Source organism: Mesobacillus harenae, from assembly GCF_013343715.1.
In the GTDB taxonomy this organism is placed as follows: Bacteria; Bacillota; Bacilli; order Bacillales; family Cytobacillaceae; genus Mesobacillus_A; species Mesobacillus_A harenae.
This window is the reverse complement of sequence record NZ_JABUNR010000006.1, coordinates 49,115-67,561: the sequence shown is the minus strand read 5'-3', so window position 1 is coordinate 67,561 and position 18,447 is coordinate 49,115. Positions and strand designations below refer to the sequence as shown.

The window sequence follows — 18,447 nt, the reverse complement described above, 5'->3', positions numbered from 1 at the left end:
TATCTCAAAAGGTCGATGACACCCCTGTCATTCACTCAGAAGAAACGCTTCATCGCTGCGATGCATAATCAAATACGGAAACTGTTGATTGTAAAAGTAAGCCGTTTCCCTGCTGCCGGCTTTGTTTTCAATGACCATTTTTTCCAAACCTGCTTCAGCAAGCTTATATCTCAGCCTCGTAATATTTCGTGTATAAGTGTTCGAGAGAATCTCCCCATTGTCACCCGTCCTCGAGAAAAGGTCGTAAAAATGATTCTTCGTTAGCGGATTATCCTTGTTGCTTTCCATCAAAAATAACCGCAGCATCTCTACGTGATTTTTTGACAAGCGCACCTCTTTGCCGCCATTAAAACTGACAACCGATTCATTGTTGATTAGGTCTAGAATAATCGTATTGGCTGGTTCCGACAACTCCTCGCATTCCTCTTTGATGCAGAGTCTTTTTCCATCAGGGGTCACAATCGTATAAGCGTTGTTTGCTATATACAGCTCATTCTGGGAGATCAGGTCATATAAAGGAGACGTTTCATAGTTGGGGAGGTTTTCCATGTTAACGTTAAGTTTTAAACCCTTTAGAGAGTCCTGAGTTTCCTTCGCAATAAAAAGGGCACTGTTGGCCAAATAAAGATGGGTATTATATACTTGCTGATCATTCATCTTGTATTCTTTATTGATCCCCTTCTCCTGAAATCGGAGAGCGTGTTGAAAATGATTCATGGTCTTCGTATAATTCTTTTCTTTATATCTTAAAAATCCTAAACGATAATGCGCAATTGGAATATCCTTCTCAATACTTAAAGCCAGTTTCAACGCAGATATTGCCCCATTGTCATCCTTCCGATATTCAGTCTTCATGTATGTACCATATTTAACAAGATAGTTAATAAGCTTCTTTTTGATGTTAGGCAAACTCGTTGTGTACTCACTCTCAGGGTCAGCGGAAATCTTGTTGAACAGTGCTTCATAAACTGAAACTAGCTGGTAAAGAGCACCACCTTGCTCATCGGTTCTGGCCTGAATCAATTCACCTTCTAAATCTAGCAGCTCTTCTATCGTCTTTCTCCTAATTGACATCGTTCCACCTCTTTAGTTCAATGGCTTCTAGTGTATTATAAAACTTCTTTTATCATCAAAAAAGAGAAACTAGACAAGGCGGTCTACTTTCTCTTTTTTAAGTTGGCTGTTTTCGTATACTTTGTTGCTATTTAGAATGCAGTCGTCGATTTCCGCTTCTGATGCTCGCTTTCCGCGGGACGGGCGGTGAGCCTCCTCGGCACAATAGCCCCTCTGTGGTCTCACCTGTCCGCTGATCCCGCTGGAGTCTCGCACCTACCGCTCCAATCAAATTTAGTTTTACAACTCATACAAAAACAACAATCTTTTAGAAAAATGCCTTGAAGTTTTAATCAGACTGCAATTCTATTACAGCCCGGCACTCTTCTTCAATAGCCTCGCTAAATAATTGGTGGATGAGCTTGTATGTTTCACCAGGCTTCCCATCCCCTATTGAAAATTGATCTACTTTTGTGACCGGAACAACTTCCTTGGTTGTGCTAGTTATGAACACCTCGTCTGATACTTCTACGTCATCCATTGAAAGTTTAACTTCTAGAACGACAAGTCCCGCTCTTTTAGCCACTTCAATGACTTTTTGTCTGGTAATCCCATTTAAAATAGATTGATCTGCTGGAGGAGTTTTAATGATCCCGTCTTTGACCAAGAATATATTCATTGAGGAACATTCTTTAATCTCGCCGCTTCGGATAAATAAGGCTTCATAAAAACCGTTTCTTACTGCTTTTTCTTTAGCAATAACATTCGGCAACAAGCAGGTTGATTTGATGAAGCAGTTACTCCAACGTTCATCAGGTACTGTAATTAGAGATTTACCTTCACTAATTGTTCCGGAAAGACCTGCTAAACCCGTTTTCCAGATCATAATAATATTCTCCTGGCTATTTTCCGGAAACTCATGGTTCCTGTCTGCATTTCCTCTTGTTATCTGAATATAGACCGTACCATGGTCCATATTCAATTGAGAAATACCATCTTTTGCAATCTCCATTATTTTTTCAGAAGGAATAGGCAGATCCAAAAGAATGCTGGTTGCTGAATGATTCAGCCTTTCTATATGTTCAGGTAAGGTAAATGGAACGCCATTGTAAACTTTAACCACTTCATAAACACTGTCACTAAACTGCAGCCCCCTCTCCTCCAGGGGTAAAACATTTTCACTTAACTGAATAAACCGGCCGTTTAGATATCCTAATGATCGCGTCAAATTTTACTGCACCTCCCCTAAATTGACCTTGAATACATCTTTTGGTACAACAAACTTTGCTGTTTTTAATGGATTAACAACCTGGCTAATTCTTAAATCTCCAACAATCCCCATTAACCTTATTACATCATTTACAGAAAACTTGGAACACTTGTCTTTTAAAAGTAAAAACATAGATTCTGTTGCTAACTGAGTAGCTTCATCCAACGTTTTAGCAGACGCCATTAGATAGTAATTTTTAGAATCCTCTAAGATTGGCCAGCTGCTTATTTTTTCTTTGATTACTTCAACCTTTACAGTTACCCTGCCACCAATTTCAACTCCGCAAATTGGAACCTCACCATCGCCCATTATCGCATGAAAATCACCAATCGCAAGATTTGCACCCGTTGTTAATACCGGTAAATAGAGTATTGCCCCCTCTGTAATTTCCTTAGTATCCATATTACCACCGTGCTGACCAGGAGAGAAGGTGCTAATTTCCTCCTCAGTACCCACTCCAATCACACCAATCATCGGTCTTATTGGAAAGGAGAAGTCGTCGTTGTAGATAATCCTTTTGTTCTCAATCTTCATTTTTTTTACCTCGGGCCGATCTACATAGCCCTTTAAGACTCCTGCCCCTGGTCGTAAATACATCGTGCCCTCTTTTTCTAACTTTAAAGAGATAATGGTGATTTTTATCGTATCTCCACGCTCAGCACCTTTTACAAAAACTGGACCAGTTGCTGGATTTACGCCTTCAAGTTTAAAGTATTGATCAACAATCTCACTCTTAAGCTGATCACGATAACTATCATAAGTTTCGAATTCAATTATTTCACCTGATTCAATAGATTCGACTGAAGTCAAATCAGGACGAAATGAATAGATATGGTGATCTTTCTTTATGACCTTCACTTCTGCACCTCATTTTCAAGACCCTTACTTTTTATAATAGGATTATTTTGCACTCTGCTTTTCTTCTTTAACAAACCAGCAATTCCCCTTGGTGAGAAACGAAGGACAAGAATCAAAAGTAATCCGTAGATCATTAAGTGGTAATTACCAAACTCTTTTACATATTCTGAGATGAGTTCTAAGCTTAACCCCCCAATAATAGGTCCTATGAATGTACCAAGACCGCCAATAACAGCCATGGCAATGACCATTCCCATCTGTGTAATGGTTGTCAGTTCTGGACTGACCAACATATTGTAATGAGCTAAAAACCCGCCTGCAATTCCTGCCATAAAGGAAGAGATCACAAAAACTATAACCTTATGTTTTACAACTTTTACACCCATTGCGGCTGCAGCAGTTTCATCCTCCCTAATAGATCGGACAGTTAAACCAAAATTGGAATAGACTAGTTTATATATACTAAAAACTACCAAACACACTAAGCCTAGAGCCGTATAGTAGTAAGGTATTTTTGAACTTACATCTCCAAATAAACCAGGGACACTTAAACCTACACTTCCATTCGTAACTTTATACTCAAGATTTAGTACTAATCTAATAATTTCCGAGAACGCAATAGTCGTTAATGCTAAATAGCTTCCTTTCATTCTTAAGGTAAGTACTCCAATGATGAGGCCTAGGAAACTTGCAGCAAGCGCACCAATTATAATCGTTAAGAAGGGGTGAAGATTCAAATGTGTACTAATCAAGCCTGAAGAATATGCACCAATGGCACATAAAGCCATATGTGCAAAGGATACCTGGCCAGAATACCCAGCCAATAGATTCCAGCTAGATGCAACCATTATAAAAAAGCAGGATAAAATGATAATGTGAAGAACGTAATCATCCATGAATAAAGGCAGTATTAAAGCAATTAAGAACAATGCTAGTAAAATCCTCTTCTCTAGTTGTTCCATTGTGACCCTCCAAACAAGCCCTTTGGTTTAAAGACTAAAATTAATATTAATAAGAGAAAACTGTATGCGTCGCGGTAACTCGGGGAAAGAAAGAAGACTCCTAAACTTTCGATCACTCCTAGCATAAGTGCTCCATAGATAGCACCTTTAACGGACCCCATTGAGCCTAGAACAATGATTACAAATGACTTGATTGCGGGCACTACTCCCATTATTGGAAAAACCAAGAAGACTGGCGCTAATAGTGCTCCAGCACCCGCCGCCATAGCTGCACCTATACCGAATGCTATACTGCCAAGGGCTTTTGCATCTATGCCAACGATTGTGCTTGAATCTCTATCTTGAGATATAGCTCTTAATGCTGTTCCTAACCAAGTTTTATTGATGATAAATAAGGTTATCCCCATTAAAATGACTGCTAAAATAACTGCATATAATCTTCCTGAGCTAACTGAGAGAACCCCTAAATCAAATACTCCATTTGCCAACGGCTGAGGGCTCATTTGGTAAGGTCCAAACACGACTAACGCAGCATTTATTAAAAATATAGATAGGCCAAACGTTATTAATAGGGCATATTCATCCTTCTGGTCTACTTTATTTTCATATATAGGAGTTAACAGAGCCTTTTCTGTTATCATCCCAATAATAAATACTGCAAAGACGGCTATTATGATACCTAGTACTGGATGTAAACCGAGCATTTGTGAAACTACGTAAGATATATAGGCACCCAGCATATAAAATTCACCGTGTGCGAAATTAATAACCTTTAATACTCCAAAAATTAACGTTAACCCGAGGGCCATTAATCCATAAATACACCCAATAATTAACCCGTTTGTTAATTGAGCTAGAAACGCTTCCATTTGTGACCCTCCTTTAAAATTTAAGCCATGATTCAACTACCTCTTTGAGGTTATCTTTAATATCAGCAGCGGGACTTTCTGAAGAAACACGTCCTTGCTCCAGGACATAGACGTGATCAGAATACCGGATTGACTCGCGGATGTTTTGATCCACCATAAGCATGGTTATCCCCTCATCCTTCAAGTCATGTAGCACCTGATAGACTTCCTTCGCAATTTTTGGAGATAGCCCTGCGGAAGGCTCATCAACCAAAATCATACGCGGACTTGACATCAATGTTCTTGATACTTCCAAAATCCTTTTTTGTCCGCCGCTTAACAATCCAGCTTGTTCATGTCGTTTAGTTTTTAATATCTCAAATTTATCGTACATATAATCTAGTCGATCCTTAATCCGATTTTTGTCTCTTTTGAATGACCAGGCACCCATTTTTAAATTCTCTTCGACGGTCAATTCTGGGAAAACACTGACTCGTTGTAACAAAAAGCCAATCCCTCGATTAACAAGAGTATGAGATGCAGCACTTGAAATCTCTTCACCGTCATATGTAATCGTACCATTCGTCGTTTTTACAAATCCATATATTGTTTTTAATAACGTCGATTTACCTGCCCCATTTGGGCCAATAAGCAATGTTAGTTGGTTTTTTCGAGCCTCAAGAGATAACCCGTTTAATATTTGTATATTTCCATAGCCAGAATCAACATCTTTTACGCTTAACAAATGAATCCCCCCTAACCTAGATATGCTTCAACAACTTCTGGATTTGAATGGACTGAATGCGGATCACCACTCATTAACACCTCTCCAGCTGCAATAGCAACTAATCTGGTGCTGATTTCCATAATTGCTGGAATATTATGTTCAATAATGACGAAAGTCTTCCCACGACGGTTTAATTCCTGCAAGGTATCAATAAACGTTTGGATCATATTCGGATGAAATCCGGCTGTCGGTTCATCAAGGAAAACAATTTTTGAATCAAGCATCATAGCACGAATAAATTCCAATAGTCGCTGCTGACCAATGGATAAATTCTGAGCCTGTTCATTTTTCAAATGGGATAACTTCACCAATTCCAATAACTCCGCCGCTTGTTCTTCCATTTCCTTCTTAGGTTTTTTAAGCTGGATAGCAGGAACAAGAAGGTTTTCCCAAACAGTTAATAACTTAAATAACCGTAAGTTTTGAAAGGTTCGACCAATTCCTAATCTTGCTCTTTTATCTATCGGAAGGTTAGTAATATCTGTCCCTTCAAACCATATATTTCCTTTATCAGGCAGATATAATCCCGTTATATTATGGAGCAAAGTTGATTTACCTGAGCCATTTGGACCGATAATACCCACAATTTCTTGTTTTTCTACTTCTAAACTAACTCCATTAAGCGCCTTTGTTCCCCCGAAATGTTTGGTTAATCCTTCAACCTTTAACATAGTTACCTCCTATGAAGGGAAAAGGTGGATTTCTATTTCCACCTTTTCCTTAATTTCTTTATTCTGGGACAATAATATCAGCCGTTGATACATTCTTAGGGAACACGATTTCTGCATCATCCGGACTCTGGTTGGTTTCTGTATATTGCATGAACAATAAATCTGGCAGCCAGTTGTGGTAATCAGGTCCCTTTTCAAGCGGGAATGTGATCTCACCTCTTGTACCAAGTAACTTTGTTTCTTCTAATGCTTTAATAATTGCATCGGGCTCTGTTGATCCTGCTCGTTCAATCGCATCTGCAAGAATAATTACAGTATCATAACCGTGAAGGCCAACATAAGAAGGATTACGGTCGTATTCCTTTTTAAATGCCTCTACAAAGGGTTTTGTTAGCTCAGTGAAATCTGCCTTTGGTGAATAAGGGGTCTGCCAGATTACATACTTTGATGCTTCGCCAGTCGTTTCCCAAATCTCTGGATAGGCTGCATCAGCACCACCCATAAACATGGCTGTTTCAGCAGTTGGTGAAATACCCAACTCATGAGCTTGTTTTACAACAAGATAAGCTCCGATACCTGTCATGATATTAAGTAAAATATCAGGCTCGTTCTCTTTTGTTAGTTCTAGTAACTGTGGAACAAAGTCTTTCGTATTACGATCCACAACAATGCTGTTGTATTTAATGCCTTTTTCCTCTAACTGTGTTTCCATTAACTCCACATTACCGATACCCCAGTCACTATCTTCAGCAATAATAGCTACGTTTTCATAACCAAATTCTTGAATAAACTCTATTACTCTCTTGGAAAACATAGAGTTATTTGGAGCCACACGGAATACTTGCTCGTAGCCTTTTTCAGTAATCGAATCAGACCAGGCTTCCGCTACAATAAAAGGAACGTTATTTCTTTTGGCAACTTCAATTTCTGCAAGAGCGGCAGAACTATGGCCTTCACCTGCAATTGCAACTACTTTTTCTTTCGTAACTAACTTTTCCATTGCGGATTGACCTTTTTCAGGCGTACCTGCGCTATCTTCGTAGAAAAGTTCTAAATCTTTCCCAAGAACTCCGCCATCCGCATTAATTTCGTCAATAGCCAATTGCATGGACTGCTGCAGTTCTTCACCTAAAGCTGGGCTTCCCGGAGGTGTTAATGGCCCAATCCCACCAATCCGAATAACGTCTTCGCTGCTAGAACTATTTCCTCCACCATCAGTTGAAGATGAAGATGCACAACCTACAATTGAAGCGAACATGAACATCATTACGAATAACAAACTAATTTTTTTTCTCAATAGAATTGCCTCCCTTTTTATTTACAACGATTTAAAACGACTATAAAAAACTTCCCCCTTCCTCCTTAGAAATCTATATTGCAAGATGCGTGCCAATTAAAGTTGCAGGTTGAATCTTAATTGTTTTTATAGTGTAATAGCTGAATTTACTTTATTTTCTTAATACTCTTATTAAACTTCTGGTTTTATGCCCAAAAAAAAGAAAGGGTAAGCTATTCACCAGGGAATAGCTTCCTTTCTTTACTGAATAGAATATTTAGTTAGTTTTCTGCTTGCACTTGCCTGGCTTATGCCTAAAGCCTTCGCGACTTTGGTAGTTGAGCCATGAAGTTTATACGCCATTAGCAGCAGCTGTTTTTCAACCTCTTCGATTGCTTCAGGAATGGGCATCATCTCGTGTACGGTTAAGCCTGTTAAATGAGACTGCAGTTTCTCTTTTATATAATAGGGAATCTGATCGCTTGTGATGATTTCTCCGTTGGACATGACGACCAATCTTTCGATAAGGTTTTGTAATTCTCTAACGTTACCAGGCCAATCATATTGTTCTAAAATTTGAAAACATTTTTCACTTAATCGTCGATCCAAAAAAAATCGATTAGAATATAAGTCTATAAAGTAATGAATTAATACGGGGATATCTTCTTTTCGCTCACGCAAAGGGGGAATTTCGATAGGTATGACAAAGATCCTGTAAAATAAATCCTCTCTAAAGGTACCTTCTTGTACCATTTGCCGTAAATTTTTGTTCGTTGCGGTAATTAGCCTAATATCTAGATCAACTGGTTTTGTACCTCCAATGCGGGTCAACTTTTTTTCCTGCAGGACTGTTAACAGCTTTACTTGGAGATTAAGAGGCAACTCAGCAATTTCGTCTAAAAATAAAGTACCTCCGTTGGCCTTTTCAACCAATCCTTTTCTGCCTTCTTTTTGTGCACCTGTAAATGCCCCTTTTTCATAACCAAATAATTCAGATTCAATTAGACTCTCTGGGATAGCGCCACAATTAATATGGACAAACTCCCCATTCTTCCGCAAACTGTTATCATGGATATACCTTACTAATACACCCTTTCCTACACCAGATTCACCTGTTATGATAATCGACGAATCTACCTGTGATAATCTGTTTGCCAATTGTATCGATTGATTCATTGATTCACTTCTGTATATGACTGGTGTATGTGTCTCGTTGTTATCTAAATGCCTTAAAGCCTCTTCAAAATAGATCGATCCTAGCTTTTGGACTTCTTTCTGCTCCTTAAGGAGTTTTTCTTTATGAGTAATGTCGGTTGAAAGATTGACTACTCCCTTAAAACCACCTTGCTTATCAAAGTATGGAATCCCTTGGACAAACAGCTTTCTATTTTTATATGTATTTTGAATGGTAGAAGTTTTTTTCTTTGTATCAATAACCCTTTGGGTAATAGAAGGCGTAAAATATCCTAGATTAAAAAAGTCTGCTACCTTTTTACCCATCATTTTTTCAGGATTTAATCCTATATAATCCTCATAGTTTTTGGAACAATAAATGGTATTTCCCTCAACGTCGGTAACATGTACAATATCGTAAAGAGAAGATAGAATCGTTTCAAAATCAATTCTATCGTCATTCTCGTTCCGTTTATCACTCATTTTTGAAAATAAAATATCTCTTCCTGAACGGTACTGTTTCAGAAAGTTGGCTACCTTTGCACAATAAACTTCGTCTTCCTTTTTCATGTATATATAATTGATTCCCTCTTTAATTAACGAGTCTTCTAAATTCTTCACATCTAACTTTATTGATTCAAATAAAAGATGCTTTTCCATTCTATCTCCCCTTGAAATCTATTTATTCTCTATAGTAGGTTTCCTATGTCAGATACATGTTAGATATGTCTGTAAATTGACAATATTCGATAATATTATTAATTATTCTAATCTAGTTTCTATTTTCTGTATAGTACTAGAATGATTAGATATTTTATAGACCTGGATCCTATAAGGAAGACTTCAGAGAAGAATGAATATGCGCATCTGGTCTAACCGACTGTCAACCAAGGTATCAACTTTTTATTTATAAAAAGAAGAACAGCATTTTTTCAACTGTTCTCTAGCCTATAATTGAGAAGCTTAATATTTGCTTTATAAACTTCTACCCTATTACAGTATCCCTGTTTTACATTGTCATCTCTTTCTCAAGCATCTTTCTTAGCTGGTGCTTTTGGATTTTATTCGAAGGGGTACGCGGCAGTTCATCGGTGAATCGAATAACTTTTGGCCACATAAACTTTGGTGTTTTTTGCTTAATCCACTCTATTATTGATTCTTCTGAGACTTCGATCCCCTCTTTTAAAACGATATATACAGCCGCCTCGTCTTCGTCCCCTACTTCAGCAGGTATTGGGAACGCAGCACATAAGTCTACCTGAGAATGTTCATTTATAATATCCTCTAATTGATAGGATGAAAACTTCTCGCCCCTGCTTCTGATGACATCACCGAGCCTGTCTACAAAATAAAAACAGCCATCATTATCTAAGTATCCAGCATCTCCTGTATGGAACCAGCAGTTTTTCATTGCTTTGACTGTGTTATCGGGCTTATTAAAATATTCGGTTAAGACGATGTCAGGAACATGCGGTCTTAAAGCTATCTGACCCATTTCTCCGGGTTCAAGCTCCTCGTCCCTTTCATTTAAAATCGCAACGTCAAACAAAGCGGATGGTTTTCCCATAAAGCCCTTCTTTAACTCTTTTTTTCCATCAATCGTTGTTATACCTAGCTGTTCGGCCCTATTCAGCATTTCTGCTCTTGAATACCCCTTTTGCAAAGTTTTAGGGGTTCCTTCATCTTCGCCTGTTTCAATGATCAAACCTACCAAAGGGTTTCCTGATTCTGTCTGTCCAAAACCTGCCGATACATAGTCAAATCCAAAGCGATCGGCCACTTTGTGATGGTAATTAGGCAGGGGCTGCATATGAACCTTATTGAGTGTATTTTTTTTGTCTTCGGCTGTAGGCTTTGCATTCATGAGCCAGGGAATCATTACATCGAGCAGGATGGCACTGCTTGCTCCACATTCATCAATACGCTGCCAAAATTCAGTTGGACTGAATTTATTCCACAATCCAATCGTACATCCCACATAAGCTGCTCTCGCAACATTGGCGAATGCACCCCCAACATGGTAGAGCGGCAAATCATTATATACGACATCGCTTGAATTCATGAGCTTTCTAAAATTATGCGTATATCCATTTATCCAGCGATGTGACTGAACGACTCCTTTAGCAGGCCCGGTAGTTCCAGAGGTATAGATAATATTAGCCGTATCCCAGAAATTTAACTCTACTTCTGGATTAGCTGATTTGTTTTCTAAAAGCTTTTCAAAGGAATTCCCTTTCGCCTCTCCGCTCGAGGCAGCCGTGTTAGAATAATATACAACTTCTTCAATCATCGAAATCCCATCAGAAATTTCTTTTAATGCTGGAACAAGTTCCTCCTCTGTCAGCAGTATTTTAGGGTTAGTATCCTTTAACTGATAGCTTAATAGTCTTCCTTCAAAGTTAAAGTTCACTGGGCAAAATACAGCTCCACTTTTCCATATCCCAAACATCGCTAAAGTTGTAATATAAGGATTCTTCATAAAAACACAGATTCGATCGCCCTTGACAATTCCTTTATCTATTAGAGAATGTGCAATGCTGTTGGCCATTCGATTAAATTGCTGAAATGTTACGCTCAGTTTCTCCTCACCATAATATACAAAGGTTTTATCAGGCTGTACTTCAGCCCAATGCTCGAGAGATTTTGTTACCATTTCATTTTCCTTCAGCAAGCTGTATTCTTTTTTAAACAGGCTTTTCATTTATCGCACTCCCTTATTATTCATCGTCAGAGAATCTTTTGAAAAGAAAAGCCAACCCTATATGCAGATTGGCATTAGTGAAACTCTATTCATTCATACTACGGTCTCATCCCATGCTGGGAAATTCCAAGCTGCTCAGGCAGGAGCCGGTAAGCGTCCTTTACCCATTCACAAAGAAGCGGTCTCGTGTCTCTTGGATCAATGATCTCTTCAATTCCAAATGCTTCGGCGGTCCTGATTGGTGAGCGGATCCCTTCAAGCCGATCCAAATATTGCTGAAGAAGGCCTTCAGGATCATCTGATGCCTCAAGCTCTCTTCGCAGACCTACTTGCAGCCCGCCTTCAAGCGGCAGAGAACCCCAATCACCGGATGGCCATGCATACCGCAAATTCAAGCCGTGTCCGTTTGTCATTCCTGCTGCTCCTACACCAAATGCTCTTCTAATAATGATTTCGATCAAAGGCACTGTCGCCTGATAAACGGCTGAAATGGCTCTGACCCCCCTTCGAATTGTCCCCTTCCGTTCACTCTCAAGTCCGATAACCATCCCCGGCTGATCGACAAGATTTACGATCGGCAGATGGAAGGTTTGGCAAAGGTCAACAAACCTGGCAAGTTTATCAGAGCTTTCTGCTGTCAGACCACCACCCAAAATATATGGATCGGGAGCAAGTACTCCTACCGGGTGACCGTCGAGCCTTGCAAATGCTGTCACAGTCCCTGCACCAAAATAGCGTCCCATTTCAAAAACCGAATCCTTGTCAAAAATCTTTGGCAAAATGTCTCTAATTTTATAGACCTTCCTCCTATTTTTCGGGATTACAGAAATCAACTCTTCCTCCCGGCGCTCGGGACTATCTTCAGCAGCGATAACAGGAGGCAATTCCCATACGTTTTGCGGGAGGTAGGAAAGGAACAGTTTCATTTGCCTAAAGGCATCCTCTTCACTTACAGCGATGTTATCAATGGCCCCGCTCGAACGATGGACCTGTGCTCCTCCTAGCTCCTCCTTCGTCAAATCCTGGCCAAGGCCATATTTGACTACTTGAGGACCAACAACAAACAGCTGAGAGCTACCCTCTACCATCACGGAAAAATGAGAAGCCGCCACCCTGGCAGCACCTAATCCCGCAACCGATCCAAGACAGGCAGAAACAACCGGAACACGTGTCATATTGGCGACGACAAGGTCCCAGGCAGGATTTACTGGTACGTAGGTATATCCCATTTCCTCCAGGACCATTACACTTCCGCCGCCGCTTGAGCCATCGACAAGACGGACAATTGGCAACTTCAAATCATGAGCCATTCGCTCTGCATAAATAGATTTCCCAATGATTGCTCCGTCAGCTGAACCGCCTCTTACAGTAAAATCATCTGCAGCAATGACGACCTTTTTTCCGCTGATCCTGCCGGTCCCGCAAACAAAATTGGCTGGCGTGAACTCCTTTAACTCCCCTTCACTATATTTGGCTTTTCCAGCGATCGCGCCAACCTCGCGGAAGCTATCTTCATCAAGTAGCTTGTCTATTCTTTCCCTTACAGGCAAACGGCCTTGAGAGCGGTGTTTTTCAACACGCTCTTCTCCGCCCATTTTCTTTGCCAGCTCTTCTCTGTGGCGAATTTCTTGAATTTCTTGCTCCCAAGACATAGCACAACCTCCGTATTACTTGTATTTCTTTAAGAAAGATTTCCAGATTCATAGGTTACTTAAATAGGTTTACACGTTTTTATTCTCGGGCTCCTTCAGTAAACGGCGAAGTACTTTCCCCGAGCTGGTTGCAGGCAGCTGATCAAGGAATTCAACATACCTTGGATACTTATAAGCGGCCATCTTTTCTTTTGCCCACTGAATAATGTCAGTTTCTGTTAAGTTTCCGGCAAAGTTAGGCTTCAATACTATAAAAGCTTTGACACTTTCGCCTCTCATTTCATCCGGCACACCAATTGCCGCACTTTGCAGGATGGCAGGGTGCTCATTTAACAGAGCCTCTACGTCCTCAGGAAATACACTATATCCGGAGCATTTTATCATTTCTTTAATCCGGCCATGGAAGTATAAATAGCCATCTTCATCCAAGCTGCCAATGTCACCTGTATAAACCCAGCCATCCTGGAGAGTTTCATCAGTAGCATCAGGCCTGTTTAAATACCCTTTAAAAACTCCCGGATTTTTGATAACAATCTCACCCTTTGTGCCAGGACCGACAGCTTCCCCAGAATCCAAGCCGATGATCCTCACTTCAGTTTCAAATGTAGGAATCCCACAGCTGCCCCACTTAATATTATCGGCGGGCATAAACGTGTCGCATGTATGGGTTTCGCTCAATCCATAGGCTGCCTCATACATAAGGCACCCTTTTGTAAGTTGCTTCCACTTCTCCGCAAGTTCTTCGGTTACAGGAATCCCAAAGCTTGTCGACATGTTCCTCCTTAAGGAAGATAAGTCCCTTTTTTCAACTCCAGGTGTTTGAAGAATTGCAACGTTCATAGGTGCAACACTGTACCACATGGTAATTTTATATTTTTCAATCGCATCAATGACTGTATTGGGTTCAAACCTTGTCAGCAGCACAGATTCGCAGCCGGTGTATATTGGTATATTGACGCCCATCACCATACCGGCAATGTGGCAGAGCGGAGCAATAGCAAGCGTACGGTCCTCTGGTTCTGCCTTATTCCCTTGAACAGTAGCCGCTGTTTTAAACAGGGCACTTCCGTAAGGGAGCAGGGCTGCCTTTGGCCGTCCAGTGGTTCCTGATGTAAATACCATTAAGCCAACATCATTCCATAAATCGATCTTGACTTCTGGTGTTAATGGCTGATGATTTCTTAACGCCTCGGTAAAATCATCTGTATCCGGAAGAAGCTCTTTCGTAACCTTTAATTCATCCGGCAGCGGCAAGCTTGGGGTTTCTGGCAGAAAGTCAGCATAACTCGCGGTTGTGATAAACTGGACGGATGAAATGTTTTTTCTTATGGTATGAAGCCGATTATAAAGTTCCGCACCTGCAGCAATCCCTTTAACGTTCCCCTCATTTAACAAAAATTCAAGCTCTGCTTCCTTATACATCGGATTTAACGGGACCACGACACCTCCTAAACTCTGAATGGCATAATGGCCAATAATGTATTGGGGACAATTTTGCATATATAGGCCAATGGCATCTCCCTTTTTCACGCCTTTTTCATTTAGATAACGGGCAAATCTGCCAATGTTTTCATGAAGATCTGTCCAAGTAATTTTTTTCCCGTAAAACGAATAGGCTACCTTGTCAGGAATTTGTGCTGCATGACCCCTGATATATTCATGCAAAGGCTTTTCTCCCTGAAGATAGTTTATTTCTTTTGCAACATCCGCCGGCCAACTTTTTTCGAAAATTTCTTTCATCTTCATATGTTCTTTCACCTCCTAATTCGAATGGTATGATGACATTTTTTCAACCTGTATTTTTGATGTCGAAGCAGTTATAGACGAAACGGTAAACATCGAGATAAATGATAATGGCAGCGCAATTAGAATTTCAGTATTATAGGGCATTTCAAAAGCGAAGAAGGCAATCAAAAAGCTGATAGCTCCAACGGATAAACCTGCAACGGCACCGGCTGCATTCGCTTTCTTCCACCATATTCCAAGCACAAGCGGATTAAAGAAGGACGCAACCATGAAGCCAACAGCTGCAGTGTACAAAACAATTAAAAACGGAGGCGGGTTAATGCTAAATAACATAACGACTATCCCAATAATCCATGTAACAACAAAGGATACCCTTAGCACCTGCTTTTGAGTCGCTTCCGGTTTAAGAACCCCTTTATAAAGATCATAAGCAACGGCAGAGCTCACAGCGAGCAAAAGAGCGTCAGTTGACGACATAACTGCAGCCATGATTCCGGCCGCAATAATTCCCATCATTAACGGGCCAAAGAATTTTTCTGCAACAAGCAGCATCCACATATCTGAGGCATTATTTTTCAATGTGTCTGCTCCGAGTGTGGCTATGAATGGAACAATAATCAAAGCAGAAACCAGCATTAAAATGCCATAGATCAGCATGCTGATATTAAGCGAAAGGCGGGCTGATTTTTCATCTTTAGAGGTAAATATCCTCATAACCAAATGCGGTGTAACGCAGACGGCTGCAGCCCATGTTACAAATGCCCCAATGTAGCCAGCAATTGGAACTGTCCCACCCGCGACCCCAAGTATCGGGTTTGCCTCTGTAGCCTGAACGAGAAAACTGCCGAGTCCTGTAGGCAAATTCATCAGGGCTGCAATGACAATAGCTGAAATCAGAAGAATCATCAAACCTCCCTGAAGAACGTTTGTCCACGTGACAGCCAGCATTCCGCCGAGCGAGACATATAAAATAAAGATGATGGTGACAATTATTAGACCCCATGTATAGGAGAAACCAGTAACATAGGAGGTGATCAAACCGCCGGCCTTCATCTGGGACATCAAATACATGCCAGAACCAAATATGATGACTAGCGGGACCGCTAGTTTAATAAACTTATTTCCTCCATACCTTTCATTCAGAAATTGAGAGACTGTCAGAGTGTTTGAGTTTCTTAATGGTTTAGCAACAAGGATGGCTGCAACACTAAAACCAGCAATCGCTCCAACTGTCATCCAGGCCAGAAACGGAAAGCCCAAGTTCCAAATGGTACCCGCCCCCGCCATAAACGATCCTCCACTGCCTAAAGCGGCCAGCAAGGCAAGAGAGTTAATTCCAGTTCCAATATTTCTTCCAGCAGCGTAATAGTCATCAATACCCGCTTTAGAATTCGCTATTTTCCTTTGCGTCCATAATCCTAGCAACACACAAAAGACTAAATAAATAAGTACGATAGATAACTGGAGTGTTTTCATGTAATATCCTCCCCTTGCTCGGCTTTACGTTCTCTCATTATTAGCCAAATTGCGAAAGCAGGGATTAGAATATGTAACGCATATGCTCCCCAAGCCAATAAGGAGATGTTATAAATCATGATTTCGTACGTAAAGGGCAAAAACAATAGCACTACTATCCCAAACATACCGAGTAAAAAGTATAGATCCGTCTTTTTCATAGTAAACCAATCATTTGAAGACATTTAAATTCCCCCTTATTTTTGTAAGCGTATTCATTTTGCTGCAAAAGCCTTCCATTTTCGCTTGTTTAATAGCTCTAGCAATATTGCATATTGAAATCTCGGATGAGTTCTAATTTTCCAAGGATGATAGGCTGCACTTTGGTCAAATGTTTGCAGAATGGTTTTAACTTTGCTTTTAGTCTCTGGAGTATAGTTTACGGATAGAAGCGTAATGCTTGCTTGTAATGAACCTGGGCTTATAAGCGACATGAAAAAACGATGAATCGGATCAGAGGTGACTTGCAGGAATGTGAATGAAATACCAGTTGACCTAAACTCAACCTGTTCTTTTCGTGCATCATACATAACATTTGGCGGCTTAAGTGACTTCTCGAAGGTTATTCCTATGGTTTTAAAAGCTTTTGCAAAAGATTCAACAACCTCTTCTTGCGGACTTCCTATATAAACTTCAAGTTTGTTGCGGTTGAATAGTAACAATTTCTCACCTCCTTTGCCGCACTAACTGAACGGTTAGTATGTTGACATATGCTTATTATACATAAACATAGTGAATATTATAATAATTTATTTGAAAATTAATATAATTTAGTTAATTTTCCCTAAATTTAAAAGTTACAAACTACTAGCTTAAAGGCCGTATTGCGAGGCTTATTATCGAGGTCGGACTTCATGATCTATAAAATGTTTCTCTATAAAACTACATTTAAAAAGTAAAAGAGCCGATAGAATATCGACTCTTAAGTTTCAGCCATAAAAAATGTATGTCACAGGCAAACCTATTATTTTCAGCCTAAGTTGTTCTCAATTAACGTCGGGTCTTTCAGTCGAAAAATTAGGGAGTGACAGAGAGGAATTCACCTTACGATCACGTTGGAACAGATGATTACCGCCTACCCCAATTTCTCCATGTAATATTTCACAAGCTCAGGATGCTCACTGATTTCTTGTCTTCCTTTCTCACTTAAAACATACGTTCCTCTCTTGATTCTTTCAAACCAGCCGTAGTAGTTTTTGGTTAGAATCGATGAGGTTTTAACGCCTGTTTCCAACTGGGTCAGGGCTTTTGGGGATAACGGGCCTAGTTTTTCCAGGCAACAGGCTATGTGAATGCAGTTTTCTTTATAAGCTGTCATGATTTTAGTCCGGTTGCTTCCTCCAATATTAAAATCTGCACTTCTGCCATTAATTTCTTTCATTAAAGAGTGTCTCTTTACCTTGCTTTGCCTAGTACTCTCCCGTTGGGTAAATGGAGACGGGTGAAACAGGATTTCTGCTTTGGTACCCCTTCCGGAGAATGAAACAAGAATAAGCCCCAGCTCCAGCCTCCGAATTAAATGGCATTTATCTCTCCACGCCTTTGAGTTTAAACGATGTTTTGGTTTTGGAATTGCAATATATACTTGATCTGTTAGGCGGAGCCGTTTCGCAGCCTGAATAAGTAAATCCACACTCAAGAGCAGCTTCAATTCGATAACTATTAACTCTTCACCTTTTACCGCAACAATATCACAATCCTTAACTTCACCATAAACCTCATAACCTTCCCGAACAAAATTCGTTTGAATGGGCTTATATAAATCCTTTTCTAGGAGTTTTTTCAATTCTGTCATTTGTAATCACCATCCAAATCAAACCAAGTTAAAATTCGTATTAATTCATGTTCTAGCTTACCAAACCATATACTTCTCTTCTAGCAAAAATAAATTTTCATCAATAAAAAAACTGGCGAAACTAAACAGTTTGCCAGTGA

General features: G+C 40.0%; 16 protein-coding genes. All 16 read right to left on the bottom strand.

Annotation, left to right across the window (positions count from 1 at the left end; all coding sequences use genetic code 11):
- Positions 1 to 27: 27 nt before the first annotated feature.
- Positions 28 to 1,074 (bottom strand): helix-turn-helix domain-containing protein, encoded by a 1,047-nt coding sequence (locus HRJ06_RS08935; RefSeq protein ID WP_174732170.1) that lies wholly within the window; start codon positions 1,072 to 1,074, stop codon positions 28 to 30.
- Positions 1,075 to 1,402: 328 nt separating this feature from the next.
- A complete protein-coding gene (locus HRJ06_RS08930; RefSeq protein ID WP_174732168.1) occupies positions 1,403 to 2,281 on the bottom strand; it encodes an aminotransferase class IV in 879 nt (292 codons plus the stop codon).
- Positions 2,282 to 2,284: 3 nt separating this feature from the next.
- Positions 2,285 to 3,181, bottom strand: a complete 897-nt coding sequence (locus HRJ06_RS08925; protein ID WP_174732166.1) for an acetamidase/formamidase family protein — start codon at positions 3,179 to 3,181, stop codon at positions 2,285 to 2,287.
- Positions 3,178 to 4,143, bottom strand: coding sequence for a branched-chain amino acid ABC transporter permease (locus tag HRJ06_RS08920; protein ID WP_174732165.1), 966 nt, complete (start codon positions 4,141 to 4,143; stop codon positions 3,178 to 3,180). The genes HRJ06_RS08925 and HRJ06_RS08920 overlap by 4 nt, the downstream gene beginning before the upstream one ends.
- The gene (locus tag HRJ06_RS08915) at positions 4,131 to 5,012 is read right to left on the bottom strand and encodes a branched-chain amino acid ABC transporter permease (RefSeq protein WP_174732163.1); all 882 of its coding nucleotides are present in this window, start codon (positions 5,010 to 5,012) and stop codon (positions 4,131 to 4,133) included. Before HRJ06_RS08915 ends, HRJ06_RS08920 begins: the two co-directional genes overlap by 13 nt.
- 13 nt (positions 5,013 to 5,025) lie before the next feature.
- The gene (locus HRJ06_RS08910) at positions 5,026 to 5,736 is read right to left on the bottom strand and encodes an ABC transporter ATP-binding protein (RefSeq protein WP_174732162.1); all 711 of its coding nucleotides are present in this window, start codon (positions 5,734 to 5,736) and stop codon (positions 5,026 to 5,028) included.
- Between the two features lie 11 nt (positions 5,737 to 5,747).
- Complete coding sequence (locus tag HRJ06_RS08905) at positions 5,748 to 6,449, bottom strand: ABC transporter ATP-binding protein (protein WP_174732159.1); 702 nt, start codon at positions 6,447 to 6,449, stop codon at positions 5,748 to 5,750.
- Between the two features lie 58 nt (positions 6,450 to 6,507).
- Positions 6,508 to 7,746, bottom strand: coding sequence for an ABC transporter substrate-binding protein (locus tag HRJ06_RS08900; protein WP_174732156.1), 1,239 nt, complete (start codon positions 7,744 to 7,746; stop codon positions 6,508 to 6,510).
- A 240-nt stretch (positions 7,747 to 7,986) separates the two neighbouring features.
- Complete coding sequence (locus tag HRJ06_RS08895) at positions 7,987 to 9,558, bottom strand: sigma-54 interaction domain-containing protein (protein ID WP_338421069.1); 1,572 nt, start codon at positions 9,556 to 9,558, stop codon at positions 7,987 to 7,989.
- Between the two features lie 349 nt (positions 9,559 to 9,907).
- On the bottom strand, positions 9,908 to 11,599 hold the full coding sequence (locus HRJ06_RS08890) for a class I adenylate-forming enzyme family protein (protein ID WP_174732153.1): 1,692 nt from the start codon (positions 11,597 to 11,599) through the stop codon (positions 9,908 to 9,910).
- 98 nt (positions 11,600 to 11,697) lie between these two features.
- A complete protein-coding gene (locus HRJ06_RS08885) occupies positions 11,698 to 13,251 on the bottom strand; it encodes an acyl-CoA carboxylase subunit beta (RefSeq protein ID WP_174732150.1) in 1,554 nt (517 codons plus the stop codon).
- 69 nt (positions 13,252 to 13,320) lie between these two features.
- The gene (locus HRJ06_RS08880; RefSeq protein ID WP_174732487.1) at positions 13,321 to 14,991 is read right to left on the bottom strand and encodes an AMP-binding protein; all 1,671 of its coding nucleotides are present in this window, start codon (positions 14,989 to 14,991) and stop codon (positions 13,321 to 13,323) included.
- A 21-nt stretch (positions 14,992 to 15,012) separates the two neighbouring features.
- Entirely contained in the window at positions 15,013 to 16,473 is a 1,461-nt protein-coding gene (locus HRJ06_RS08875; RefSeq protein WP_174732147.1) for a sodium:solute symporter family protein, read from the bottom strand.
- Complete coding sequence (locus tag HRJ06_RS08870; protein WP_174732144.1) at positions 16,470 to 16,697, bottom strand: hypothetical protein; 228 nt, start codon at positions 16,695 to 16,697, stop codon at positions 16,470 to 16,472. The genes HRJ06_RS08875 and HRJ06_RS08870 overlap by 4 nt, the downstream gene beginning before the upstream one ends.
- 30 nt (positions 16,698 to 16,727) lie before the next feature.
- Positions 16,728 to 17,174 carry a hypothetical protein gene (locus HRJ06_RS08865; RefSeq protein WP_174732141.1) on the bottom strand — a complete coding sequence of 149 codons (447 nt, stop codon included), beginning with the start codon at positions 17,172 to 17,174 and terminating at the stop codon, positions 16,728 to 16,730.
- A gap of 413 nt (positions 17,175 to 17,587) precedes the next feature.
- Entirely contained in the window at positions 17,588 to 18,307 is a 720-nt protein-coding gene (locus HRJ06_RS08860) for a DUF2161 family putative PD-(D/E)XK-type phosphodiesterase (RefSeq protein WP_174732138.1), read from the bottom strand.
- Positions 18,308 to 18,447: the final 140 nt, after the last annotated feature.